This window comes from Streptomyces antnestii (assembly GCF_004005495.1).
GTDB lineage: Bacteria > Actinomycetota > Actinomycetes > Streptomycetales > Streptomycetaceae > Streptomyces > Streptomyces antnestii.
In genome coordinates this window covers 119,666-144,820 of the sequence record NZ_RZYA01000006.1, presented here as the reverse complement: position 1 = coordinate 144,820, position 25,155 = coordinate 119,666, and the positions used below count along the sequence as shown (strand labels likewise).

21 protein-coding genes and 1 tRNA gene are annotated in these 25,155 nt (G+C 70.1%); 6 read left to right on the top strand and 16 right to left on the bottom strand.

Features of this window, described 5'->3' with window-relative positions; translation table 11 throughout:
* The first annotated feature begins 52 nt into the window (after positions 1-52).
* Positions 53-1,534: a glycoside hydrolase family 18 protein gene (locus EOT10_RS15160; RefSeq protein ID WP_127828720.1), complete on the top strand. Its 1,482-nt coding sequence runs from the start codon at positions 53-55 to the stop codon at positions 1,532-1,534.
* Positions 1,535-1,551: 17 nt separating this feature from the next.
* Here the strand turns inward: EOT10_RS15160 and EOT10_RS15155 are convergent, their stop codons facing one another.
* The 4 genes from EOT10_RS15155 to EOT10_RS15140 all read right to left on the bottom strand — a co-directional run bounded on the left by EOT10_RS15155 (position 1,552) and on the right by EOT10_RS15140 (position 6,247).
* On the bottom strand, positions 1,552-2,967 hold the full coding sequence (locus EOT10_RS15155; protein WP_127828719.1) for a GH1 family beta-glucosidase: 1,416 nt from the start codon (positions 2,965-2,967) through the stop codon (positions 1,552-1,554).
* A gap of 99 nt (positions 2,968-3,066) precedes the next feature.
* Positions 3,067-3,930, bottom strand: coding sequence for a carbohydrate ABC transporter permease (locus EOT10_RS15150; protein ID WP_127828718.1), 864 nt, complete (start codon positions 3,928-3,930; stop codon positions 3,067-3,069).
* Positions 3,927-4,916 (bottom strand): carbohydrate ABC transporter permease, encoded by a 990-nt coding sequence (locus tag EOT10_RS15145; RefSeq protein WP_127828717.1) that lies wholly within the window; start codon positions 4,914-4,916, stop codon positions 3,927-3,929. The genes EOT10_RS15150 and EOT10_RS15145 overlap by 4 nt, the downstream gene beginning before the upstream one ends.
* 5 nt (positions 4,917-4,921) lie before the next feature.
* A complete protein-coding gene (locus EOT10_RS15140) occupies positions 4,922-6,247 on the bottom strand; it encodes an ABC transporter substrate-binding protein (protein ID WP_127828716.1) in 1,326 nt (441 codons plus the stop codon).
* A 299-nt stretch (positions 6,248-6,546) separates the two neighbouring features.
* Here EOT10_RS15140 and EOT10_RS15135 point away from each other — a divergent pair, with 299 nt between their 5' ends.
* Positions 6,547-7,602 carry a LacI family DNA-binding transcriptional regulator gene (locus EOT10_RS15135; RefSeq protein ID WP_127828715.1) on the top strand — a complete coding sequence of 352 codons (1,056 nt, stop codon included), beginning with the start codon at positions 6,547-6,549 and terminating at the stop codon, positions 7,600-7,602.
* A gap of 64 nt (positions 7,603-7,666) precedes the next feature.
* Here EOT10_RS15135 and EOT10_RS15130 read toward each other — a convergent pair.
* The 4 genes from EOT10_RS15130 to EOT10_RS42855 form a co-directional block, all read right to left on the bottom strand.
* Positions 7,667-7,739: transfer RNA gene (locus tag EOT10_RS15130), tRNA-His, on the bottom strand.
* 121 nt (positions 7,740-7,860) lie between these two features.
* Positions 7,861-8,463, bottom strand: coding sequence for an oligoribonuclease (gene orn, locus EOT10_RS15125; protein WP_127828714.1), 603 nt, complete (start codon positions 8,461-8,463; stop codon positions 7,861-7,863).
* Between the two features lie 10 nt (positions 8,464-8,473).
* Positions 8,474-9,685 carry a helix-turn-helix domain-containing protein gene (locus EOT10_RS15120; protein ID WP_127828713.1) on the bottom strand — a complete coding sequence of 404 codons (1,212 nt, stop codon included), beginning with the start codon at positions 9,683-9,685 and terminating at the stop codon, positions 8,474-8,476.
* A gap of 389 nt (positions 9,686-10,074) precedes the next feature.
* A complete protein-coding gene (locus EOT10_RS42855) occupies positions 10,075-10,506 on the bottom strand; it encodes a hypothetical protein (protein ID WP_317617343.1) in 432 nt (143 codons plus the stop codon).
* Positions 10,507-10,836: 330 nt separating this feature from the next.
* Between EOT10_RS42855 and EOT10_RS15110 the strand changes: the two genes are divergently transcribed.
* A complete protein-coding gene (locus tag EOT10_RS15110) occupies positions 10,837-11,361 on the top strand; it encodes a universal stress protein (protein ID WP_127828712.1) in 525 nt (174 codons plus the stop codon).
* Positions 11,362-11,511: 150 nt separating this feature from the next.
* A complete protein-coding gene (locus EOT10_RS15105) occupies positions 11,512-12,081 on the top strand; it encodes a GPR1/FUN34/YaaH family transporter (RefSeq protein ID WP_127828711.1) in 570 nt (189 codons plus the stop codon).
* Between the two features lie 186 nt (positions 12,082-12,267).
* Here the strand turns inward: EOT10_RS15105 and glmS are convergent, their stop codons facing one another.
* Positions 12,268-14,085, bottom strand: a complete 1,818-nt coding sequence (gene glmS, locus EOT10_RS15100) for a glutamine--fructose-6-phosphate transaminase (isomerizing) (protein ID WP_127828710.1) — start codon at positions 14,083-14,085, stop codon at positions 12,268-12,270.
* Positions 14,086-14,101: 16 nt separating this feature from the next.
* Positions 14,102-14,359 (bottom strand): hypothetical protein, encoded by a 258-nt coding sequence (locus tag EOT10_RS15095; RefSeq protein ID WP_100594082.1) that lies wholly within the window; start codon positions 14,357-14,359, stop codon positions 14,102-14,104.
* A 212-nt stretch (positions 14,360-14,571) separates the two neighbouring features.
* Between EOT10_RS15095 and EOT10_RS15090 the strand changes: the two genes are divergently transcribed.
* A complete protein-coding gene (locus tag EOT10_RS15090) occupies positions 14,572-16,155 on the top strand; it encodes a purple acid phosphatase family protein (RefSeq protein ID WP_127828923.1) in 1,584 nt (527 codons plus the stop codon).
* Positions 16,156-16,289: 134 nt separating this feature from the next.
* Complete coding sequence (locus EOT10_RS15085; RefSeq protein ID WP_127828709.1) at positions 16,290-17,912, top strand: beta-N-acetylhexosaminidase; 1,623 nt, start codon at positions 16,290-16,292, stop codon at positions 17,910-17,912.
* Positions 17,913-17,979: 67 nt separating this feature from the next.
* Here the strand turns inward: EOT10_RS15085 and EOT10_RS15080 are convergent, their stop codons facing one another.
* The 6 genes from EOT10_RS15080 to EOT10_RS15055 all read right to left on the bottom strand — a co-directional run bounded on the left by EOT10_RS15080 (position 17,980) and on the right by EOT10_RS15055 (position 25,131).
* Positions 17,980-19,752, bottom strand: a complete 1,773-nt coding sequence (locus EOT10_RS15080) for an IucA/IucC family protein (protein WP_127828708.1) — start codon at positions 19,750-19,752, stop codon at positions 17,980-17,982.
* A complete protein-coding gene (locus EOT10_RS15075; RefSeq protein WP_127828707.1) occupies positions 19,749-20,324 on the bottom strand; it encodes a GNAT family N-acetyltransferase in 576 nt (191 codons plus the stop codon). The genes EOT10_RS15080 and EOT10_RS15075 overlap by 4 nt, the downstream gene beginning before the upstream one ends.
* A complete protein-coding gene (locus tag EOT10_RS15070) occupies positions 20,321-21,583 on the bottom strand; it encodes a lysine N(6)-hydroxylase/L-ornithine N(5)-oxygenase family protein (RefSeq protein WP_127828706.1) in 1,263 nt (420 codons plus the stop codon). Before EOT10_RS15070 ends, EOT10_RS15075 begins: the two co-directional genes overlap by 4 nt.
* The gene (gene desA, locus EOT10_RS15065) at positions 21,567-23,027 is read right to left on the bottom strand and encodes a lysine decarboxylase DesA (RefSeq protein WP_127828705.1); all 1,461 of its coding nucleotides are present in this window, start codon (positions 23,025-23,027) and stop codon (positions 21,567-21,569) included. Before desA ends, EOT10_RS15070 begins: the two co-directional genes overlap by 17 nt.
* 162 nt (positions 23,028-23,189) lie before the next feature.
* Complete coding sequence (locus EOT10_RS15060; protein WP_127828704.1) at positions 23,190-24,059, bottom strand: siderophore-interacting protein; 870 nt, start codon at positions 24,057-24,059, stop codon at positions 23,190-23,192.
* Between the two features lie 4 nt (positions 24,060-24,063).
* Positions 24,064-25,131, bottom strand: a complete 1,068-nt coding sequence (locus EOT10_RS15055; RefSeq protein ID WP_127828703.1) for an ABC transporter substrate-binding protein — start codon at positions 25,129-25,131, stop codon at positions 24,064-24,066.
* Between the last annotated feature and the right edge of the window lie 24 nt (positions 25,132-25,155).

Sequence of the window (25,155 nt, the reverse complement as noted above, 5' to 3'; positions counted from 1 at the left end):
TCGCTAGCGTGCTGCCGCACCCCCACCCCCGTACAGCTAAGGCAGGCACGCGATGAGCAGCACGCACCGGCGCAGGGTCAGCGGCAGGAACAAGGCGATAGGCGGGCTCGTCGCCGCGGCGGTCGTGGGCGGCGGCGCCCTCCTGTTCTCCGGCACCGCACAGGCCGCGGGCGTCGGCGCCGCGTACACGAAGACCAGCGCGTGGTCGGGCGGGTACACCGCCCAGTACGTCGTCAAGAACGACACCGGCACGCCCCAGAGCGGCTGGAAGCTCGAGTTCGACCTGCCGGCCGGCACTCGGCTCGGATCGCTGTGGAACGCGGAGTCGACCGTGTCCGGGCAGCACGTCACCGTGAAGCCCGCCTCCTGGGACAGCGCGGGCCTCGCCGCCGGGAAGTCCGTGACCGTCGGCTTCGTCGTGAACGGCGACGCCGACCCGACGGACTGCCTCATCAACGGCGCCAAGTGCTCGGTGGACGACGGCGCCACGCCTCAGCCGAGCGGGCGCCCGACGGAGACGGCGAAGCCCACGCCCACGCCCACGTCCAGCGCGACACCGAAGCCGACCGGCACCGCCACCACCTCGCCCGCGCCCACCCCCACGCCCACCGGGACGTCCGGCACCGGTTCCGGCTCCGCCGCCGCGGCCGGCTTCGCCCCGTACGTCGACACGTCGCTCTACCCGAAGTTCGACCTGGTTGCCTCCTCCAAGGCCACCGGCGTCAAGGAGTACAACCTCGCCTTCATCACCTCCGGCGGCGACTGCACCCCGAAGTGGGGCGGCGTCACCGACCTCGGCAGTGATCAGGTCGCCGCGCAGATCGGTGACTTGAGGGCAGCGGGCGGCGACGTCCGGGTCTCCTTCGGCGGCGCCTCCGGCACCGAACTGGCGCAGGCGTGTTCGTCCGCGGGCGACCTGGCGGCGGCGTACCAGAAGGTCATCGACCAGTTCGGGCTCACCAAGGTCGACTTCGACGTCGAGGGCGGCGCCCTGCCCGACACGGCCGCCAACACCAAGCGCGCCCAGGCCATCGCCACGCTCCAGAAGAACAACCCGAAGCTGAACGTCTCCTTCACGCTCCCGGTCATGCCAGAAGGGCTCACCGGGGACGGCGTGAACTTCCTGAAGAACGCCAAGTCCAACGGTGTCTCGACCGGCCTCGTCAACATCATGGCGATGGACTACGGGGCCTCGTACAGCGGCGACATGGGCACCTACGCCGAGCAGGCCGCGACCGCCACACAGGCGCAGATCAAGAGCGCGCTCGGGCTCTCCGACGCGGCCGCCTGGCAGGCCGTGGCCGTCACCCCGATGATCGGCGTCAACGACGTCTCGTCCGAGATCTTCAAGGTCGACGACGCCGCACAACTGGTCGCCTTCGCCGAGGAGAAGGGCCTGGGCGGCCTGTCGATGTGGTCCGCCACCCGCGACAAGGCGTGCGAGGGCGGGGCGTCCAACTCGGCCCAGCCGACGTGCTCCTCGATCGACCAGTCGCCCAACGCCTTCCAGAAGGCCTTCGCCGCCTTCAAGTAAGACGTACAGGTAAGCCATCAGCGCTCCGTGCGGGCGGGCAGCGCGTTCGTGCGGGCCGCCCGCGCGTACCAGCGCGCGCTCGACTTCGGGGTGCGCTCCTGGGTCGCGTAGTCCACGTACACCGCCCCGAACCGCTTCGCGTAGCCGTACGCCCACTCGAAGTTGTCCAGGAGCGACCAGAGGTAGTAGCCGCGTACGTCCGCCCCGTCCGTGATCGCGCGGCGCACGGCGGACAGATGGCCGTGGAGATAGGCGATGCGCTGCGGGTCGTGGACCCGGCCGTCCGCGTCCGGCTTGTCGTCGTACGCCGCGCCGTTCTCCGTGACGTACAGGGGCAGGCCCGGCGCCTCCCGGGTGTAGCGCATGAGCAGGTCGTGCAGGCCTGTCGGGTCGACGCTCCAGCCCATCTCGGTGCGCTCGCCCGGTGACTGGACGAAGGCGACGTCGTCCGCGCCCGGCCAGGGCGAGTGAGCGCCGGCGCCGTGACCGTCGGCCCGGGTCGTCGGTGAGTCCGGGGCCGAGGACACCAGGGACGGGGTGTAGTAGTTCAGGCCCAGGGCGTCCAGGGGCTGATGGGCGGTGACCAGGTCCCCGTCGCGCACGAACGACCAGTCGGTGACCCGGGCGGTGTCCGTGAACAGGTCCGCCGGGTATGCCCCGTGCAGCATCGGACCGTGGAACACCCCGTTGGCCAGACGGTCGATGCGGCGGCGGGCGTCCTCGTCGGCCGGGTCGGCGGAAAGCGCCCTGACCACCGAGGAGTTGAGGCTCACCGCCACGCGCGCGCGGGCCGGCAGGGCGGTGCGCAGCCGCTGCGTGGCCAGGCCGTGCGCGAGGTTGAGGTGGTGGGCCGCACGCAGGGCGGCGACCGGGTCGGTCCGGCCCGGGGCGTGCACCCCGGAGCCGTAGCCGAGAAACGCGCTGCACCAGGGCTCGTTGAGCGTGATCCACAGGTCGACGCGGTCGCCGAGCGCCTCGCCGACGATGCCCGCGTACTCGGCGAAGCGGTGGGCGGTGTCGCGCTCCGGCCAGCCGCCCGCGTCCTCCAGCTCCTGCGGCAGGTCCCAGTGGTAGAGGGTCAGGGCGGGCTGGATGCCCCGGCTCAGGAGCTCGTCCGTCAGACGCCGGTAGAAGTCGAGGCCCCGCTGGACCGCCGGGCCCCGGCCGGTGGGCTGCACCCTCGGCCACGACACAGAGAAGCGGTACGAGCCGAGGCCGAGGTCCCTCATCAGGGCCACGTCCTCGCGGTAGCGGTGGTAGTGGTCCACGGCGATGTCACCGGTGTCACCGCCGGCCGTCCGGCCCGGCGTATGGCTGAACGTGTCCCAGACGGACGGCGTGCGGCCGTCCTCACGTACCGCCCCCTCGATCTGGTACGCGGACGTCGCCGCGCCCCAGAGGAAGCCGTGCGGAAAAGTGGTGGGCCCAGGCATGGAAGCGCTCCCATGAAGTGGTGGTGGGTAACTGAGCAAGTGGTGGTGGGTAACTGACCAGGTGAAGGCAGGGCCGGGACGTCGCCGGCCCCGGGGACGTCAGCCCTTGACCGCGCCCTGCATGATGCCGCTCACGATCTGCCTGCCGAACAGGACGAACGCCAGGAGCAGGGGCAGCGTGCCCAGGAGCGCGCCCGCCATGATCACGGCCTTGTCCGGGATGTAGCCCGTGCCCAGGGAGTTGAGCGCCACCTGCACGGTCGGGTTCGACTGGTTCAGGGCGATGATCGGCCAGAGGAAGTCGTTCCAGGAGAACACGAAGGTCAGCAGGCCGAGGACGGCCATCGCCGGCCGGGCCGCGGGGAACACCACATGCCACACGACGCGCAGACTGCTCGCCCCGTCCACGCGTGCCGCCTCGATCAGCTCCGTGGGCAGCGCCTGCACCAGGTACTGCCGCATGAAGAACACGCCGAAGGCGCTCACGAAGGTCGGCAGGACGACGGACTGCAGCTGGTTCGTCCACTGGAGGTCGGCGATCCACAGGTACAGCGGTACGACGCTCAGCTGCGGCGGCACCATCATCGTGCCGATCGTCAGCAGGAGCAGCAGACCGCTCAGCCTGAACCTCAGCTTGGCGAAGGCGAATCCGGCGATCGTGGAGAACAGGACCGTGCCGACGGTGATGGAGCCCGCCACGATCGTCGTGTTGAACATCGCGTCGCCGAGACTCGCCTCCGTCCAGGCCCGCTCCAGGTTCTTGAACAGGTTCCCGCCGAACCAGAGCGGCGGCGGGGTCTGCGCGAGCCGCGTGCTCGTACGGGACGCCGCAATCGCCGTCCAGACCAGCGGCGCCAGCGAGACCAGTGTGAAGAGTGAGAGCACCGCGTAGGTGACGGGGCCCGCGTGCAGGTGCCGGCCCGCCTTCGGGCGCAGGGTGAGGGACTGGTGGCGGGGCCTCATCCGGACCTCCTCAGGCGTCGGGCGATCAGCAGGTTGAGCGCGGCGACGACCAGCAGGATCGCCAGCATCAGCCAGGCGACGGCGGACGCCCGGCCCAGATGTCCGTTGATCCACCCCTGGTCGTAGAGGTAGAGCCCCAGCGTCTGGAACTGGTGGCTCGCGCCGCCCTTGGAACCGGCGGTCCCGCCGAACAGGAGCGGCTCACCGAAGAGCTGGGTCGCGCCGATCGTGGACACGACCACCGTGAACAGGATCGTCGGGCGCAGCATGGGCACGGTGACATGACGGAACTGCTGCCACCGGCTCGCCCCGTCGAGCGCCGCCGACTCGTACAGGTCGTGCGGCACGGCCTGCATCGCCGCCAGATAGATCAGCGCGTTGTAGCCGGTCCACCGCCAGATCACGATGGAGGACACCGCGAACTGCGAACCCCAGCCGGACTCCCGCCAGTTGACGGGCCCTACGCCGGCGAAGCCCAGCAGCCAGTTCACCATCCCGCCGTCCCACGCGAAGAGCAGCGTGAAGACGAGCGACGCGCTGGCCACCGACGTGGCATACGGGGCCAGCATCGCGACCCGCCACATCGTCGAGCCGCGCAGCTTGTAGTTGAGCAGGTGCGCGACGCCCAGGGCGACAAGGAGCTGGGGGACAGTGGAGAGGACGCCGATGGTGAAGGTGTTGCCGAGCGCGTTCCAGAAGTAGTCGCTCTTCAGGAGGCTCGTGTAGTTGCCCAGGCCCAGCCAGCCGCTGTCGTGCAGATCGGTCAGCTCAAGACGGTGCAGCGACGCCCAGCCCGTGTAGAGCAGCGGGAAGAGCCCGAAGGCGCCGAAGAAGAGGAAGAACGGCGCCACGAAGACGTACGGGCTCGCCTTGACGTCCCAGCGGTACAGGCGGCTGCGCCACGCGCTCCGCCCGCCGGACGCGGCCGGGGCCGCGTCCCCCGGGGCGGGGGACGCGGTGCCGGCGTACTCAGTGCTCTCGGACATCGGGGTCACTGGCCCAGGACATCCTTGATCTCCTTCTCCGCGGCCTTCCAGCCCTCGGCCGGAGACTTGCCCTGCTGCTCCACCTGGAGCACGCCGATGTCCGTGATCGACTGGCCGATCTGCGCGTCCTTGACGCCGTAGACCGCCGACGGGATGTTCCGCGCCGTGTCGCCGAAGATCTTGGTGAGGGGGGCGTCGCTGAAGTAGGCCGTGGTCGTGGGCGACGGCTTCAGGCTGCCGTACACCGACGGCGTGGAGGGGAAGCTGGCCTGCTTGGCGAAGACCTTCGCGAGCTGCTCCGGGCGCGTCAGCCAGACGGCGAGGTCGGTCGCCTCCTTCTTGTGCCTGCCGGCGCTCGGCACGCCGACGAAGGAGCCGCCCCAGTTGCCGTCGGTGGGCGCGCGCGTGACGTCCCACTCGCCCTTGCCCGAGGCGCCCGCCTTCTCCTGGATGTAGCCGGCCATCCACGCCGGGCAGGCCACCGTGGCGAACCGGGCGTTCGCGAAGCCCTGGTCCCAGGTCGGGTCGAACTGCTTGAGCTTGGCGGACATGGTGCTCTGCGCGACCTTCATCGCCGTGTCCCACGCGGCCTTGCGGCCCGCGCTCGTCTCGTAGATCTCCTTGCCGCCCTTGCCGGCCTTGTCGTAGTAACGCTCGCGCGCGCCCGCGAACACCGCGTTGTAGACGCTGGAGGCCGAGTCCACGAACTTCGAGCCCTTGGGCGCCCTCTTCATGTACCGGTCGCCCATCGCCACGTACTTGTTCCAGTCACCGGCCCACGCCTTGGCGAGCTCGTCGCGGTCGGTGGGCAGACCGGCCTTCTTGAAGAGGTCCTTGCGGTAGCAGAGCGCGGTGGGGCCGATGTCGGTGCCGAGCGCGACGGTCTTGCCGTCCGCGGTCGTCGCCTGGTTCCACTTCCAGTCGAGGTACTGGGACTTGTCGACGCCCGCGGCCTTGCCGAGGTCCTCGAACTTGGCGGCCTGCGTCTGCACGACCTCCGTGATGTTGCTGACCTCTATCGCGGTGACGTCGTTGACGCCGGCGCCGGACTGGAGCTGGGTGAGCAGCTTCGGGTAGTAGACGTCGTTGCGCTCGATGACGTTCTCTTTTATCCGGATGTTCGGGTGCGACTTCTCGTACGCGGCGTAGAGCCCTGCCTGCTTGAAGCCGAAGACCCCGAAGGTGCCCACATTGAGGGTGACCTTGCCGTTGCCGCCCCCGGCGCCGTCGCTGCCCGGGTCACTGGAACATGCGGCCAGCAGCCCTGCGGTCAGTGCGGCCACGGCCGTGAGGGCGACCAGCCGGCCGGGCCGGCGGGTACTCGTACGCATTGCGTCCTCCTGTTGCCTGACGTGCCGACCCCCCGGCCAACTGCTCTGCTGGGCCCGTTGGTTCACGCTGCGGCGCGGGCGGGGAACGTGCGGGATGTGTAGGTGACAGGTGCTGTGGGAGCGCTCCCACAAGTGATGGCTTGAAGGGTCGCGCCTAGCCCCGGGGGTGTCAAGGGACCGGGCAGGCATCGGCGTCTTCGGTTATCGGCCCGTTACGGGGTCGCCTGCCCGTCGGCCTGGGGGACGCGGCAGGCCAGGCTGTTAGATTCTCGCCGGGGGCAGTGCGAGGGAGGCGGACGATGGCAGCTCACGGAGCACGGAACCGCGGTGGGGGCCGGCCGACCCTGGAAGAGGTCGCCGCCCGCGCGGGAGTGGGCCGGGGAACGGTCTCCCGGGTGATCAACGGCTCGCCGCGCGTCAGCGACGCGACCCGCGCCGCGGTCGAGGCGGCCGTGGCCGAGCTCGGCTACGTACCGAACACGGCGGCCCGCGCCCTCGCGGCCAACCGCACGGACGCGATCGCCCTGGTCGTGCCCGAGCCGGAGACCCGCTTCTTCGCCGAGCCGTACTTCTCCGACATGCTGCGCGGCGTCGGCGCCCAGCTCGCCGAGACCGAGATGCAGCTCCTGCTGATCTTCGCGGGCAACGACCGGGAGCGGCAGCGCCTGGCCCAGTATCTGGCGGCCCACCGCGTCGACGGCGTCCTCCTGGTCTCCGTGCACGCCGACGACCCGCTCCCCGACCTGCTCAGCCAGCTGGAGATCCCCGCCGTGATCAGCGGCCGCCGCTCCGCACGGGAGACGCTGCCGTCGGTGGACTCCGACAACTTCGCGGGCGCCTACGCGGCCGTCGAGCATCTCCTGGGGCGCGGCCGCCGTGTCATCGCCACGATCGCGGGCCGCCTGGACGTGTACGGGGCCCAGCGCCGCGTCGACGGGTATCGCGCGGCCCTGGAGGCGGCGGGCCGTGAGGTGGACGAGCGGCTCGTCGTGCCGGGGGACTTCACGGAGGAGGGCGGCCGGCGGGCGATGACCGAGCTCCTGGAGCGCTCACCGGAGCTGGACGCGGTGTTCGCGGGCTCCGACGTGATGGCGGCCGGGGCCCGGCAGGTGCTGCGCGAGAGGGGCCGCCGGATACCCGAGGACGTGGCCCTGGTCGGCTACGACGACTCGGCGATCGCCCGCCACATGGATCCGCCCCTGACGAGCGTGCGCCAGCCGATAGAGGAGATGGGCCGGGCCATGATCGACCTGCTGCTCGCCGAGATCGCGGACCGCCGCCCGGCGGCGTCGCGCACGCTCGACGGCCGACAGCTGGTGCTGCCGAACGAACTGGTGGAACGCGCGTCGTCCTGAGCGGCTGTCCCCGGAAACGACTGAGGGCCCCGGTTCTTCCGAACCGGGGCCCTCAGTCGTTCAGGGTGAGTGACGGGACTTGAACCCGCGGCCACCTGGACCACAACCAGGTGCTCTACCAACTGAGCTACACCCACCATGTCCGGTCGTTTGTCGTTCTTCCGACCGGCCGAGAAAAAGTGTACAGGGTCCGAAGGGGTGCTCGCGCACGCCTTTTCCTGAGGCGGTTCGGACCCCGTACACAGGGGCTTACGGGGGTTATTCCGAGGGCGGCGCGTACTTGGCCGCGATGGCCTTCGCCGTCTCGGAGTCGGGGCCGGGCTGCGGGACGAAGACCGCCTCGCGGTAGTAGCGCAGCTCGACGATGGAGTCCCGGATGTCGGCGAGGGCGCGGTGGTTGCCGTTCTTGTCCGGACTGTTGAAGTACGCCCTCGGGTACCAGCGCCGGGCCAGCTCCTTGACCGAGGACACATCGACGATCCGGTAGTGGAGGTAGTCCTCAAGAGTCGGCATGTCCCGCAGCAGGAATCCGCGGTCGGTGCCGACCGAGTTCCCGCACAGCGGCGCCTTGCCCGGCTCCTTGACGTGCTCACGCACGTACGCGAGAACCTGCTCCTCCGCGTCGGCCAGAGTCGTGCCGCCCGCGAGCTCGTCGAGGAGGCCCGAGGCGGTGTGCATCCGCCGCACCACCTCGGGCATGGTCTCCAGGGCCTCGGCCGGCGGGCGGATCACGATGTCCACGCCGTCGCCGAGTACGTTCAGCTCAGAGTCGGTGACCAGTGCGGCCACCTCGATGAGCGCGTCATTCGCCAGCGAGAGCCCGGTCATCTCGCAGTCGATCCACACCATGCGATCGTTCATGCGCCCAACCCTACGGCGCGCTCCTCGGACCGGGCAGACTCGCGCGCCCCGCCGCATACGCGTCCGAGCCCGGTTTGCCTGGTTCTGTCGGCAGTGAGGCGGTGGGGCCCGGGTAGCTGCCGGCCGCCGCGGTCCGCCGTGTCTGCGCCGGGACCGGGGTTTCCGGCCCCGGAACCGCCGCGACCTCCACCGGCTTCTCCTGCTGCGGTCTGCGCGCCCGGTACGCCGCGCGGTACGCGGCCGGGGACGAGCCGAGCTGACGCCGGAAGTGCCCGCGCAGGGCGACCGGCGAACGGAAGCCGCAGCGCCCGGCGACCTCGTCGACCGAGTAGTCGGAGGTCTCCAGGAGCCGCTGGGCCTGCAGCACCCGCTGGGTGATCAGCCACTGCAGGGGAGCGCTCCCGGTGAGTGAGCGGAAGCGGCGGTCGAAGGTGCGGCGGCTCATATAGGCGCGCGCGGCCAGGGTCTCCACGTCGAACTGCTCGTGGAGGTGCTCCAGGGCCCATGAGACGACCTCGGCGAGCGGGTCCGCGCCGATCTCCTCCGGTAAAGACCGGTCGAGATAGCGCTCCTGGCCGCCGCTCCGGCGCGGCGGGACCACGAGCCTGCGGGCCAGCGCGCCGGCCGCCTCGTTGCCGTGGTCCGAGCGCACGATGTGCAGACACAGGTCGATGCCGGCCGCGGTCCCGGCGCTCGTCAGGACGTCGCCGTCGTCCACGAAGAGCTCGCGCGGGTCCACGTGGACCGACGGGTAGCGCTTGGCGAGGGTCGGCGCGTACATCCAGTGGGTGGTCGCCGGGCGGCCGTCCAGCAGGCCGGCGGCGGCGAGTACGAAGGCGCCGGTGCACAGGCCGACGATGCGCGCGCCTTCCTCGTGCGCGCGGCGCAGCGCGTCGAGGGCTTCCTCCGGGGGCGGCGACGTGATCGACCGCCACGCGGGCACGACGACCGTGCCCGCCCGCGAGATCGCGTCGAGCCCGTGCGGCGCGGTCAGCTCGAGACCGCCCGTCGTGCGCAGCGGCCCCTCCTCACCCGCGCTCACGAGCAGCCGGTAACGGGGGACCCCCGCGTCCTGGCGGTCGATGCCGAACACGGAGAGCGGAATGGAACTTTCGAAGATGGGTCCGCCGCTGAACAGCAGCACCGCGACTATTTCCCGGCGGCGTCGCCCGGAAAGCTTCCGAGCTGCGGCCTCCGGCGCAGCAGTGGAGTCGTGGCTCATCCCGCTAAGCCCCCCTCGGTGGTCGCGTCGCCCTTACTCGTGTGACGGGCTTGTCGCTCCAGCACGTTTCCCCTCGGTCCTGCAGAGTCCCCCGCCGATGGACAGTCATGATCGAATCTACTGTGTCCGGTGGTCCCGTCGTGACCAGTTGAGGATCCGGCACATTGTCGACATGGCAACTTGGCGTGAAGCTTTCGATCACGAAGCGTGGCACTGACGGGCCTTGCAGGGAAGTGCGCCTCAACTCGGTGGCCGGTCCCCGTAGGGTGCAAGCGCCTTCTACGGTCCTTTCGGGCCTGGTGGCACGGGCGTTGGGGGGCGATGGCGGCAAGAAATGCACGGCCGGGTGAAGTTGGCTGAAAATGTACGCAGTAGTGCGCGGAATTCAGTCAGTCCCCCGGCGCACATCCCCCGCCACGGCGACCGCCCCCGCGCGCCCCCGGCACCGTCCTTCCCCGCTCGCCCCCGTGGCCGCGCGTCGGCTCCGGACGCGGCCGGGCGGCGCCCCGCTCCGACCGCCGCAGCAGCACCCGGCAGACCCCCGTCACCGCGGCCAGGCCCAGGGCCGCCCCCGCCGCCCCGGCCAGCGAGGTCCCGTACCCCACCAGGACGACCGGCACCAGGACGCAGCTGAACGCGGCCCAGCGGACCACATCGCTCACACTGTCGGGCCCGGCGGGGCCGGCGAGGCCTGGCGTCTCCCGTGCCTCCCGCGGCCGGGGCTCCGTGCCGCAGGCCCGCCCGCCCTCGCGCGCTCCCTCGGGCGGCCGCCGGTCGCTCCGGGCGGGGGCGGACGGGTACACGATGGGCGGTCCGGGCACAGTGCGCTCCCTGTTGCTGTGGGTACGCACGTTCAACGCGTGGTAGTCCGGCCGGTCACTCGCCCGGTCCGGGGCCGCCCGAACCGTACCCAAACCGTCTGTACGAGGCAGCAACCATTGCCATACGGGCGCGGCCTCGGGCATGCTCCCCTGAACGCCGCGGAGCGTGCGCTGAACCATGCAGACGACTCTGGGCAGAGGAGGAGTGTCGCCGTACCCTTGGGGGTATGCGGTTGGGAAGATGATTCCCGGACACAGCTCCGCCGCTCCCTGTCGTCCCTCCACAGAGGATCCGCCGAGGATCCAGAGGAACTAATCGCCGAGACACTCATGGCCGGTCACGAATTCCCTGAACCCGCGGACCGCAAGCGGCAGGTCGCCGATCCCACGGCGACCCCCCAGGCGGCGGAAGAAACACGTCAGTCCTGCGATCCCGCCTTCAAGCACGGGGTGGTCGTCGGCTTCGACGGCTCGACCTCCAGTGAGCGGGCCCTCGCCTACGCCATCGGGATGGCGCACCGCTCGGGCTCCGGCCTGATCATCGTGCATGTCGCGAACCGGCTGCCCACCACGGTGTGGGCCGGCTGCGAGCCGCCGGTCTTCGTCGACGTACCGGACCACCGCACCGAGGTGCTCGGACTCGAACTGGCCTGCGCGGACTATCTGTCCGAAGTGCCCTGGATTCTGGTGGAGCGCGGCGGCGACATCTGCCACGAACTCGAAGAGGTCGGCCGGGAGTACGAGGCCGACGCGATCGTCGTCGGCTCCACGCACGGGATCGTCGGCCGGATCTTCGGCTCGGTCGCGGGCCGGCTGGCGCGGCGCGCCCGACGCCCCGTCATCGTCATCCCGTAACTCCCCGCGCTATCAGGCGAGATGGAAAATCCTACTCGCGCGTAGAGGTGCTTTGTGCCCTTGTGAAGGGTACATAAAGGTCGCTGGACCAAACGCAGGGCCCAGTTACACGCGCGCAGCACAACTGCACCCGCACGAAGGGAGCCCGCCGTGGACAAAGACGTCTCCGCGGGAAGCAACACCTCCACTCTCGGCCATCTCGCCCTCGGACTCACCCTGTTGGCCTTCGGCCTCGGTCACACCGAAGTCATCAGCGGTGTGACGGCCGCGAATGCCGTATCCCTCGCGACGTACGTCGGTGGCGTCGCCCTGTTCGTCGCCGGTCTGCTCGCCTACCGCGCCGACGACGTGTCGACGGGCACGGCCTTCGCCGCGCTCGGCGCGTTCTGGTTCACCTGGGGAGTCACGGCCGGCAACGCCATGTCGGCCAACGCGCAAGGGCTGTTCACGCTTCTCTTCGCGATGCTCGCGCTGAGCCTGACGCTCGGCGCCGCCGGTTCCGGGTCCATGGTGCGGGCCTCGTACGGGGCGCTGTGTGTGGCGCTGCTGCTGATGGCCGTGGCCGATTTCGGTGGCACGGCGGGGCTCGCCAAGGTCGGCGGCTGGTTCGCCGCGGTGGGCGGGCTGCTCGCGTGGTACTCGGCTACCGCCGCGATGGGGCATCTGCCTACGGCCATGCCTGGGCGCGCTGCCGGCCGGGGGGTGACGGCCGCCGGCTGACAGCTGGGGCCGGGTCTGGGCGTCCCGGCCCGCCCATGTAAGAACGGGTCCCCGCACGCTTGGTGGAGCGTGCGGGGACCCGTTCTTGGTTCGGTGTCGGGTGCGGCGGCGTGGGGGCTGGTCGCGCAGTTCCCCGCGCCCCTTATCGGGGCGCCTTGTCGACGGAGCGCCCCGATCACGCCTCTACTACTCCACCGTGACCGACTTCGCCAGGTTGCGGGGCTTGTCGATGTCTCGGCCCATGGCCAATGCCGTGTGGTACGCGAGGAGTTGGAGCGGGATGCCCATGAGGATCGGGTCGAGTTCGTCCTCGTTCTTCGGGACGACGATCGTGTGGTCGGCCTTCGCCTGCTCCTGGTGTGCGACCGCGAGGATGCGGCCCGAGCGGGCCTTGATCTCCTCCAGGGCGGCGCGGTTCTTCTCCAGGAGGTCGTCGTCGGGGACGATCGCGACCGTGGGGAGCGCGGGCTCGATCAGGGCGAGCGGGCCGTGCTTCAGCTCGGAGGCCGGGTACGCCTCGGCGTGGATGTAGGAGATCTCCTTCAGCTTGAGGGAGGCCTCCAGGGCGACGGGGTAGCCGCGCACACGGCCGATGAACATCATCGACTGGGCGCCGGCGTACTCCGCGGCGATCTCCTTGATCTGCTCCTCGGTCTTGAGGATCTCCTCGATCTGCGCGGGCAGCTTGCGCAGGCCCTCGATGATCCGCTTGCCGTCGGTGACGGACAGGTCGCGGACGCGGCCCAGGTGCAGGGCGAGCAGCGCGAAGGCGGTGACCGTGTTGGTGAAGCACTTGGTGGAGACGACGCAGACCTCGGGTCCCGCGTGGACGTACATGCCGCCGTCGGCCTCGCGGGCGATGGCGGAGCCGACGACGTTGACGACGCCGAGGACGCGGGCGCCCTTCCGCTTGAGCTCCTGGACGGCGGCGAGCACGTCGTAGGTCTCACCGGACTGGGAGACGGCGATGTAGAGGGTGTCGGGGTCCACGACCGGGTTGCGGTAGCGGAACTCCGAGGCCGGCTCGGCGTCGGCGGGGATGCGGGCCATGGACTCGATGAGCCCGGCGCCGATGAGGCCGGCGTGGTACGAGGTGCCGCAGCCGAGGATCTTGATACGGCGGATGGTGCGGGCCTCGCGCGGGTCCAGGTTCAGGCCGCCCAGGTGCACGGTGGAGAAGCGGTCGTCGATCCGGCCGCGCAGCACGCGGTCGACCGCGTCGGGCTGCTCGGAGATCTCCTTGTGCATGAACGTGTCGTGGCCGCCCATGTCGTACGAGGCGGCCTCCCACTCGACGGTCTCGGGGGTGGCCGTGGTGGAGGCGCCCGAGGTCGTGTAGGTGCGGAAGTCGTCGGCCTTGAGGGTGGCCATCTCGCCGTCGTCGAGGGTGACGACCTGGCGGGTGTGGGCGATCAGCGCGGCGACGTCGGAGGCGACGAGCATCTCCTTCTCGCCGATACCGAGGATGACCGGGGAGCCGTTGCGGGCGACCACGATGCGGTCGTTGAAGTCGGCGTGCATCACGGCGATGCCGTAGGTGCCCTCGATGACCTTGAGCGCGTCGCGGACCTTCTGCTCGAGGGTGTCGGCCTCGGAGCGGGCGATGAGGTGGGTGATGACCTCGGTGTCCGTCTCGGAGGCGAAGACGACACCGTCGGCCTCCAGCTTGGCGCGGAGCTCCTGGGCGTTGTCCACGATGCCGTTGTGGACGACCGCGACCTTGTTCTCGGGGTCGAGGTGCGGGTGCGAGTTGACGTCGCTCGGGGCGCCGTGGGTGGCCCAGCGGGTGTGGGCGATGCCGGTGGTGCCGGTGAAGCGCTTGGGGACCTTGGCCTCCAGGTCGCGCACACGGCCCTTGGCCTTCACCATTTTCAGGCCGGTGGCCTTCGGGCCGGTGATGACGACGCCCGCGGAGTCGTAGCCGCGGTACTCCAGACGCTGCAGCCCCTCAAGGAGCAGCGGAGCCACGTCACGCTTACCGATGTAACCGACAATTCCGCACATATGTGACTGATCCCCTCTAGCCGTAGACGATGCGCCGGAGCTGCCGCAGGGACAGCTCGGGCGGCGCGACCGCGCGGTACTTCAGGTCCGCCGAGATCCGTTCGAAGATCTCCGCGTTCACCAGGCCCTGGCCCTGGAGCTCGCGGTGGCGGCGACGGACGAACACCTCGGTCGTCTCGTCGAAGTAGGCGAGCACGTCCTGGATCACCCGCAGTGCCTCGCCCCGGTTCAGGGGTGAGCTGCGCGTCAGATGATCAACAAGTTCGTCGTGCACCCGGATGATCCTGGAGGAAGAGGGGACCGTTCGCAAGAATTCTGCCCGATATCGGGCAAGGGTGCGTCATCGAGTGGGGGCGCTGAGCATTTCGGGGCGCCTGTGAGCAAGGTTTGAGCGCCGCCATGCCGCTTGTTCCGCGGGCGTTCACATGGCGTATCCGGCAGGGAAGGGTGACCCGGGCAATTTTTGGGGCCATGGACATTCCCCGCATGGGCGTACCCGAGCAGCTCGCCGACAAGATGAGCATGGCCGAGCAGCACGAGTACCTGCGCAGCAAGTTCTCCCGCCGCACGATGATGCGCGGCGGCGCCGTCACCCTCGGCGCGATCACGGGCGGCGCCTTCGTGCCGGGCGCGGCCCGCGCCGCCGTCCCCGCACAGACCGGGCGGACCCCCGGCTACGTACCGGCCGCCCAGAAGGTCGACGGCGCGCTCGTCGCACCCTTCGCCCGGCACCTCGCCTACGGCACCGACGCCAGTACGGAGATGACGGTCTCCTGGCAGGTCCCGGTCGCCGTCAAGAACCCCTACATCCGCGTCGGCGCCCACCCCTGGGACCTGTCGCGGAAGATCGCGGCCGAGGTCAGGCCGCTCTACACGCCGGCCGGCGTCGGCACGGGCAGCGACCACACCCAGTACTACCTGCACGCCCAGCTGACCCGGCTGCGTCCCGGGACCACCTACTACTACGGCGTCGGCCACGACGGCTTCGACCCGGCGGCCGCGCACCTGGCCGGCACGCTCGGCACGTTCACGACGGCGCCCTCGCGCAGCGAGCCCTTCACGTTCACCGCCTTCGGCGACCAGGGCGTCAGCTACCACGCGCTGGCCAACGACGCCCTGATCCTGGCCCAGAACCCGGCGTTCCACCTCCACGCGGGCGACATCGCCTACGCCGACCCGTCGGGTTCCGGCCAGACCAGTGACACGTTCGACGCCCGGACCTGGGACCAGTTCCTCGCCCAGACGGAGACCGTCGCCAAGCAGGTCCCGTGGATGGTCTCGTACGGCAACCACGACATGGAGGCCTGGTACGCGCCGCACGGCTACGGCAGCCAGCAGGCCCGCTTCACCCTGCCGGACAACGGCCCCGACGCGAAGAACCTGCCCGGCGCCTACTCCTTCGTGCACGGCAACACGGCCGTCATCTCGCTCGACGCGAACGACGTGTCCTGGGAGATCCCGGCCAACCTCGGCCTCTCGGGCGGCACGCAGACCACGTGGTTCGAGGGTCAGCTGAAGAAGTTCCGCGCCGACGGCGACATCGACTTCATCGTCGTCTTCTTCCACCACTGCGCGTACTGCACCGCCTCCGCGCACGCCTCCGAGGGCGGGGTGCGCAAGGAGTGGGTGCCGCTGTTCGAGAAGTACACCGTCGACCTGGTCATCAACGGGCACAACCACGTCTACGAGCGGACCGACGTCCTCAAGGGTGACCGGGTCACCAAGGAGCTGCCGATCGGCGGGACGGCGTACCCCGAGACCGACGGTGTCGTCTACGTGACCGCGGGCGCGGCGGGCCGGAGCCTCTACGCGTTCCCCGTCGAGGACACGTACGAGGGCCACGAGAAGAAGATCGACCCGTTCACGTCGTACGTGGGCCAGCGCGACGGCAGCAAGAAGAACGTCACCGTCGACTGGTCGCGCGTGCGGTACACGAACTACTCGTTCCTGCGGGTCGACGTGGAGCCGGCGCCGGCCGGCCGCACCGCGAAGCTGACGGTGCGCGGCCTGGCCGAGACCGGCGAGGAGATCGACCGCTTCGTGATCGCCCGCAAGGTGCGCCAGGGCTGACGCCCGACGCCGGATTTTCCCCGTCCGCCCCGCGAGGATTGGTCTACACCCTTGACCCCTCGTGGGGCGGACGGTACTCATGGTGACTGCTCCGTTGCACAGATGTACCTCGTCGCTCGTCGAAGGGACTGCCTGTGAGACAGCAACAGAAGCAGCGCCGCAGAACCACCCATCTGTTCGGGTCGCTGCTGCTCGTCGCGGCCGCGGGGGTGTCCGCCGTCGGCGCCGCACCCGCCCAGGACGCGTCCCCGGCGCAGGCCGCCACCCCGCTCGGCCAGGTCGTCCCCGCTCCGGCCAAGGTCGAGGCGGGCGGACCCGGGTACGCGATCACCCCGGACACGCGCATACGGGTCGAGCAGGACTCGAAGGAGGCGCGGCGGGTCGCCGGCTATCTCGCCGGGGTGCTCCGGCCCTCCACCGGCTACGAGCTGCCCGTCATCGGCCAGGGCGGCCCCGACGGCATACGGCTCGAACTCAGCCGTACGGACAAGGACTTGGGGGCCGAGGGCTACCGGCTCGAATCGGGCCCCGGCGCCGTCACCATCACCGCGCACGAGGCCGCCGGCCTCTTCCACGGCGTGCAGACCCTGCGCCAGCAGCTGCCGGCCGCGGTGGAGAAGAAGACCGCGCAGGCCGGCCCCTGGCCGGTGGCCGGCGGCACCATCGAAGACAGCCCCCGGTACGGCTACCGCAGCGCCATGCTCGACGTCTCCCGGCACTTCTTCGGCGTGGACCAGGTCAAGCGCTACATCGACGAACTGGCCCTGTACAAGGTCAACAAGCTGCACCTGCACCTGAGCGACGACCAGGGCTGGCGCATCGCCATCGACTCCTGGCCGAGGCTCGCCACGTACGGCGGGTCCACGCAGGTCGGCGGCGGCCGGGGCGGCTACTACACGAAGGACCAGTACAAGGAGATCGTCCGGTACGCCGCCTCGCGGTACCTGGAGGTCGTGCCCGAGATCGACATGCCGAGCCACACGAACGCGGCGCTCGCCTCGTACGCCGACCTGAACTGCAACGGCGTGGCGCCGCCCCTCTACACCGGTACGAACGTCGGCTTCAGCTCCCTGTGCGTCAACAAGCCGATCACGTACACCTTCGTGGACGACGTCATCCGTGAACTGGCCGCCCTCACCCCGGGCAAGTACATCCACATCGGCGGCGACGAGGCCCACTCCACCAGCCACGACGACTACGTCACCTTCATGAACAAGGTGCAGCCGATCGTCGCCAAGTACGGCAAGACCGTGGTCGGCTGGCACCAGCTGACCGCCGCCACCCCGATCAAGGGCGCCCTCGCCCAGTACTGGGGTCTCGACGGCACCAGCGCCGCCGAGAAGGCGCAGGTCGCGGCGGCCGCGCGGGCGGGCACGGGAATCGTCATCTCGCCCGCCGACCGGACCTACCTCGACATGAAGTACAACAAGGACACCAAGCTCGGTCTCGCCTGGGCCGGGTACGTCGAGGTCCAGCGTTCCTACGACTGGAACCCGGGCAACTACCTCCCGGGCGCGCCCGCGTCGGCCGTGGCAGGCGTCGAGGCGCCGTTGTGGGCCGAGACGATCTCCACGTCCGCGGACATCGACTACATGGCCTTCCCGAGGCTGCCCGGTGTCGCCGAACTCGGCTGGTCGCCCGCGGCCACGCACGACTGGAACACGTACAAGGTGCGGCTCGCGGCGCAGGGTCCGCGCTGGGACGCGCTCGGCATCGGCTACTACAAGTCGACGCAGGTGCCCTGGCCGGCGAGCTAGGACACCGGCAGGCGAGTGGGGCTCCCCAGGGACCGCCCTGGGGAGCCCCACTCCGTCCATGAGAGGGCTACGCGATCGGGTTCCGCAGTGTCCCGGCCAGCTGGAGCGCCCCCGACGGGTCCGCGAGGTCGACCATCTGCTCGTTGTTGCGCAGCTGGAGCCGGTTGAGGCAGGACAGGGTGAACTCCGGTGCGAACAGGTCGTACTGCCGGAATCTGTCGGCCAGTTGGGGTGCCGAGTCCTGGTAGTCGCGAACGCACTCGGCGACCGCGTCCCAGAACGTGTCCTCGTCGAGGACGCCCTCCGTCACCAGGTTCGCCGCCAGGAAACGGAAGAAGCAGTCGAAGACGTCCGTGAATATGGAGAGCAGTTTCCGGTCGTCCGGGACCTCGACGCGGATGCGGTCCACTCCCGGCGGAAGCACCGCGTCCGGGTCCATCACCGCGATCTCCTCGGCGATGTCCTTGAAGATCGCCCGCCGCGCCGTGCCGTCCTCGCCGAGTACGAGGATGACGTTCTCGCCGTGCGGCATGTACACGAGGTCGTACGCGTAGAAGCTGTGCAGCAGCGGCGTGAGGTACGACCGCAGGTAGGGGCGCAGCCACTCGGCGGGTGTGAGGCCCGAGCGTTCGATCAGGGCCGCCGCGAGCGAGTGGCCGTCCTCGTCCACGTGCAGCAGTGACGCCATCGTGGCGAGCCGTTCGCCCTCGGCCAGGGACGGGACCGGGGACTCGCGCCACAGGGCGGCGAGCATCTTCCGGTAGGGCGAGTAGCGGTCGGTGGCGGCCTCGTACTCCAGGTGCCGGTAGCCGACGGCGGCGCGTTCGCGGATGACGGTGAGGCCGGTCGCCTTCAGGACGGGGTCGTTCTCGACGAGCTGCGCCAGCCAGTCGTTGATCGCGGGGGTGTCCTTCATGTACGAGGCGGACAGGCCACGCATGAAGCCCATGTTGAGGACGGACAGGGCGGTCTTCACGTAGTGCTTGGCCGGGTCGCTGGCGTTGAAGAACGTGCGGATCGACTGCTGGGCCAGGTACTCGTCGTCGCCCTCGCCGAGCAGGACGAGGCGGCGCTCCGCGATCTCGGCAGCGAAGGTGACCGACAGCTTGTTCCACCACTGCCAGGGGTGGACGGGGATGAGGAGGTAGTCGTCGGGGTCCAGGCCCTGGCCGGTGAGGGTGGCGGCGAAGCGCGCCAGGGTCTCCTCGGCGAGCTCCGCGCGCAGCAGGGACTCGTAGGTGAGGCCGGCGCCCGCCGTGAACGCGGCCCGCTCGCGGGTCGCCGCCAGCCAGATCAGCCGGACGGGGCTCGCGGTCTCGGGGGCGTACGACAGGTACTCGTGGACGCCGAAGCCGAGCCGGCCGTTGTTGGCGACGAAGCAGGGGTGGCCCTCGGTCATGCCCGTCTCGATGTCCTGGAAGGAGCCGTCGCGGGCGAGCGACGCGGACGTGACGGGCGGCTTGGCGAGCTTGTAGCAGGTGCCGGAGAGCGTGGAGGAGATCTCTTCCAGATAGACCGGCAGGATCGCGTCGCTCAGGCCCAGGGAGGTCCGGAACTCGGTGAGGAACTCCAGGGCGTCCAGGGGGAGTTCGGTGCCGTCGCGGTGGCGGGTGACGGAGTCGGCGGCGACCTGCCAGTGGTCGAGGCGCAGGCGGCGCGCGGCGAAGCGGTACTCGGTGGCGCCGTCGTCGGAGCGCACGGCGTACCGGCCGTCGCCGAGCGGCTCGGGCGTCAGGAGCCGCTCGTGGGTGAACTCGGCGAGTGCTTTGCGTATCAGCAGGCGGTTGGCCCGCGCCCAGCGCTCGGGGGAGAGGTGGGCGACGGTGTCGGCGAAGGTCATGCGGCGCTCCTTGCGGTGGCGCTCGCTGCGGTGGCGGCCTCGAACTGCTCGCGCGTGCAGAAGCTCAGCAGCGCATTCTTCTCGGGCTTCTGGATCTCGCGTTCGGGCACGAAGCCGACGGCCTCGTTCAGGGCGTGCACGGCTTCGTTGCGCACGTCGGGCTCGACCACGACGCGCCGCACGGACGGGTCCGCGAACAGGTGGGCCATGACGGCCGTGATGACGGCGCGCGTGAAGCCGTGGACGGGTGTGTCGGTGGGGGCGACCAGGAAGTGCATGCCGATGTCGCCCGGCTCGGGCTCGTACAGGCCCACCAGTTCGACGTGCGCCGGGTCGTAACGCTCCATCAGGAAAACGGGCACGCCGTCGAGTTCACCGATGTACGCGTCATGGTGGGCGGCCGCGGATATCGCCATGTACTCGCGTTCCACGTCCTGCAGTCTCGCGTCCTGCATCAGCCAGAACGCGGCTCTGGGGTGGGTGACCCAGCCGTGGACGAGCTCGGCGTCCTTGAGGGGGTCGAGGGTGCGGACGGCGAAACCCGAAGGGCTCGTGCGGCTCGTGCGGCTCATGCGGCGAACTCCTGGAACGCGATGGTCTTCTCTACGGGGTAGTACTCGGTGCCGAGCAGCTCGCCGATGATGTACGCGTTGCGGTACGCGCCCATGCCGAGGTCCGGCGAGGTGATCGAGTGGGTGTGCACGCCGGCGTTCTGCACGAAGACGCCGCGGCCCGTGGTGTCGACGGAGTAGTTGCGGGCCATGTCGAACCGGCCGCGGCTGTCCCAGCGCAGCCGGTCGCGGACCGGTTCGAGGAAGGCGGGCGTCTCGTACCGGTAGCCGGTGGCGAGGATGAGGCCGTCGGTGCGGAGCTCGAAGTCCTTGCCCTGCTCCTCCTGGCGCAGCCCGAGCGTGTACGTGCCGTTCTCGTGACGCGCGCTGGTGAGCGCGGAGTTGGTGAGCAGGCGGGTGGGGACGGGGCCTGCCAGGTTCTTCTGGTAGAGCAGGTCGAAGATCTCGTTGATGAGGTCGCCGTCGATGCCCTTGAAGAGGCCCTTCTGCTGGGTCTCCAGGCGGTAGCGGGTCTCCTCCGGCAGCGCGTGGAAGTAGTCCACGTACTCGGGGGAGGTCATCTCCAGGGTCAGCTTCGTGTATTCGAGGGGGAAGAAGCGCGGGGAGCGGGTCACCCAGTTCAGGCGGTAACCGTGGACGTCGATCTCGCCGAGGAGGTCGTGGTAGATCTCGGCGGCGGACTGGCCGCTGCCGACGAGCGTGATCGAGTCCTTGCGCTGGAGCTCCGCCTTGTGGTGCAGATAGCGGGAGTTGTGGATCGCGTCGCCGCCGAGGTCCCGGCATGCCTCGGGAATGTGCGGCGGGGTCCCGGTGCCGAGGACGAGGCGGGGTGCCCGGTAGGTCGCGCCGCCTTCGGTGCGGACGACGTAGAGGCCGTCGGCGTCGTCGTAGGTCACCTGGGTCACGGTCGTGCCGAAGCGGACGCCGGTGAGCTTGGCCGCGGCCCAGCGGCAGTAGTCGTTGTACTCGGTCCGCAGCGGATAGAAGTTCTCGCGGATGTAGAACGAGTACAACCTCCCTGATTCTTTCAGGTAGTTGAGGAAGGAGTACGGGGACGTCGGGTCGGCGAGCGTGACGAGGTCCGACAGGAACGGGGTCTGGAGGTGGGCGCCTTCGAGGAACATCCCCGAGTGCCACTCGAAGTCGGGCTTCGACTCGAGGAAGACGCCGTTCAGTTCGGCTATCGGTTCGGTCAGGCAGGCGAGGCCGAGGTTGAAGGGGCCGAGCCCGATACCGATGAAATCAACTGGCGCGGTCAAGGATGTCTCCCAGGTACTGCTCGGCGTGGTCGGCGATCAGGTCGAGGACCGCGGAGATGTCGTCCACGGTGGTCTCGGGGTTGAGCAGGGTGAACTTCAGGTAGTGGCGGCCGCCCACCCTGGTGCCCGCCACGATGGCCTCGCCGGAGGCGAACAGGGCCTTGCGGGCGTACAGGTTGGCGCGGTCGATCTCGGCGGGGTCGGTGACGCCGGCCGGGATGTGGCGGAAGACGAGGGTGGAGAGCCTCGGTTCGACGACGACGTCGAAGCGGGGGTCGGCGGCGAGCAGTTCCCAGGCCCGCCCGGCCAGGTCGCACACCTCGTCGAAGAGCTGCCCGACGCCGTCGGCGCCCATCACGCGCAGCGTCATCCACAGCTTGAGCGCGTCGAAGCGGCGGGTCGTCTGGAGGGACTTGTCGACCTGGTTGGGGATGCGCTCGGTGACCATGCGGCGCGGGTTGAGGTAGTCGGCGTGGTACGTCGCGTGCCGCAGGGTGGCCGCGTCGCGGACCAGGACCGCGCTCGAACTCACGGGCTGGAAGAAGGACTTGTGGTAGTCGACGGTGACGGAGTCGGCGCGCTCGATGCCGTCGAGGAGGTGCCGGTTCCGGACGGAGGCGAGCAGCCCGCAGCCGTAGGCGGCGTCGACGTGCATCCAGGTGCCGTACCGGTCGCACAGCTCGGCGATCTCGGGGAGCGGGTCGATGGAGCCGAAGTCGGTGGTGCCGGCGGTGGCGACGACCGCCATGGGGGTGAGGCCGTTCTCGCGGCAGCGCTCCAGTTCGCGCGCGAGGGCGACGGTCTGCATGCGCTTGTCGCGGTCGACGGGGATCGTGACCACGGCGTCGGGGCCGAGCCCGAGCAGGGTCGCGGACTTCTTGACGCTGAAGTGGCTGACCTCGGAGGCGAACACCCGCATGTTCGTAGGGCGTTCGGCGTGGTCGCCGCGTCCGGATTTGGTCTCCTCGCGGGCGAGGAGCAGCGCCTGGAGGTTGGACTGGGAGCCGCCGGAGGTGAAGACGCCGTCGGCGGCGGGGCCGAGGCCGATGCGTCCGGTGGTCCAGTCGATGAGCTTGCGCTCGATGAGGGTGCCGCCGGCGGACTGGTCCCAGGTGTCGAGGGAGGAGTTGACCGCGGAGAGGACGGCCTCGCCGAGTACGGCCGGGATGACGACGGGGCAGTTGAGGTGGGCGAGGTAGCGCGGGTGGTGGAAGTAGACGGCGTCGCGGAGGTAGACCTCTTCGAGCTCGTCCAGGGCGGCCGTGGTGTCCAGGAGGGGAGTGTCCAGGTCGACGGCGTCGATCCGGTGCGCGAGGTCGTGGACGGTGATTCCGGTGAACGGCCGGTCGGTGGTGGCGAGTTTGGCCGCCACCCGCTCGATTCCCTCGGTCACGGAACAGCGGTAGTGCTCCGCGGTCGTGTCGTTGAGCAGGTGCGAGCGCATGGACGGTCCTCCGGGTGGGGGCGGGAATGCGGGTGGGAGGGGCAGCGTGCGGACGGGGCGGCGCGGGAAAGGGGCGAGGCCGGAACGCTGTATTTAGGTTAGCCTAACCTAAGTTACGCGTGCGACCCCGCCCCTCACCCCTGGCCGGAACCTGCCGTCCGCTCAGCCCTCCGTGGCCGCCTCCCGTGCCCCGGCGACGCGCAGCCCGTCCTCACTGAGCCCCTTGCGCCAGTAGCCGACGAACGTCACCGACCGCTTGTCGTAGGCGCGTTCACGCACGAGATGGCGGCGCAGCTCCTTCATCGCCCCGGACTCGCCCGCGAGCCAGGCGTACGGGCTTGCGGCATGCGGGAGTTCGGCGGCGCTGATCGCCTCCAGGGCCGAGGGCGGATGCTCGTCCCGTACGAGCCAGGTGACGCGGGCGTGGTCCGGGATCTTCACGTCCGGGATGTCCGCGCGGTGCGGGACCTCCAGCCAGGCGTGCGCGGGCAGGTGCGCCGGGAGCCAGGCGAGGATGCCGAGGGCGGCGGGCATGGCGGTCTCGTCACCCCACATGAGGAGGTGGTCGGCGCCCTCGGGGGGCCGGCAGCGCACGGCGGTGTTGTCGGCGACCGCCGGGCCGAGCACCGTCACGCGGTCGCCGGCCCGCGCGGCCCCGGCCCATACGCAGGCGGGCCCGGCGCCGCCGGGCCCGTCGTGGTGCAGGACGAAGTCGATGTCGAGTTCTTCCGGGTCGCGGCGCTGCGCGCTGACCGTGTACGAGCGCATCACCGCGCGCACGTGGTCCGGCAGTGCCCGGTACGCGCTGTGCCAGGCGCGGCCGTCGTCGCCGGGTTCGACCGGTGGCAGCACGGGGGCGCTCTGGCCCGGCCGGGGCAGGAACAGCGACAGGCTCTGGTCGCGGCCCCCGGCGTGGAATTCCGGCAGGCCGGGACCGGTGAAGGTGACGCGCTGGAGCGACGGGCCGAGCCGCCGCGTCCGCTGTACCTGGAGGTCGAAGAACCGGAACGGGGCGGGCTCGGTGGCCGTCATGACGTCAGCCGACCTTCCTGGCCTTCTCGATGGCCTCGGCGAGGTCTTCGAGGACCGGGGCGCACTTGGCGTAGGAGTAGATGGGCTCGGTGACGCGCGGGACGACCTGGCCGGCCCTGACCGCGGGCAGCTTCCTCCAGGTGGCCTTGTCCTTGTCGAGGTCGGCGGGCTGGATGGTGGCCGTGCGGTTGTCCATCATGATGACGTCGGCCGGGTACTTGTCGATGTTCTCCCAGCTCAGGTTCTCGAACCAGCCGCCGGACGCCTTCTTCGCCGCCTCCGACGGCTCGACGAAGTTCACGCCGAGCGACTTGAAGTACTCCAGGTCGGCGGAGAGGTTCGTGCCCGAGACGTAGAAGATGTCCTGGCTCGCGGAGCCGACGAGGACCCTGATGCCGGGGTTCGCCTTGGCGGCCTTGCGCAGGCGGGCGGCCGCCGCCTCGAAGCGCTGTTTGGCCTTGACGACCTTGGCGGCCTTGACGTCGGCGCCGAGCGACTCGGCGAGCGCGAGCAGGCGCTCCAGGGGCCGCGTCATCTGGCGGTCGTAGACGGAGATACCGACGCTCGGGGCAAGCCCGAGGATCTTGTCCTTGGAGTCCTCGGGGACGGACCACAGGGTGCCGGCGGTGTCGTACACGGTGGTGACGAGGAGGTCGGGGGCGAGGCCCGCGTACTTCTCGATGTTGAACTGGCCCCAGGCGTTGCCGAGGATCGTCACCTTGTCGACGTCGATGTCGCCGGCCTGGACGTCGGCCTTGCCGTCCTTGGTCCTCGTCGGGCCGAAGACGCCCTTGCACTCGATGCCGTAGTCCCACAGGGCGGCGGCGACGCTGGTGAACGCGGCGATGTTCGCCGGGACCTTGTCGGCCTTCGCGGTCTTTCCGCGGTCGTCCTTGAAGGACCAGGGGCCGGACCTGGCGCCCTTGCCGGCTCCGGTGCCTGCGCCGCCGTCCTTGGAGCCGCTGTCTTTGGAGTCGGCGCCGCACGCGGCGAGTGCGGCGCCGAGGCCGAGTGCGCCGCCCGCGGCGAGGATGCCGCGTCGTGAGGGGCTGGTGAGACGGGCTCGGTGCATGACGGTGGCTGCTTTCGTGACGAA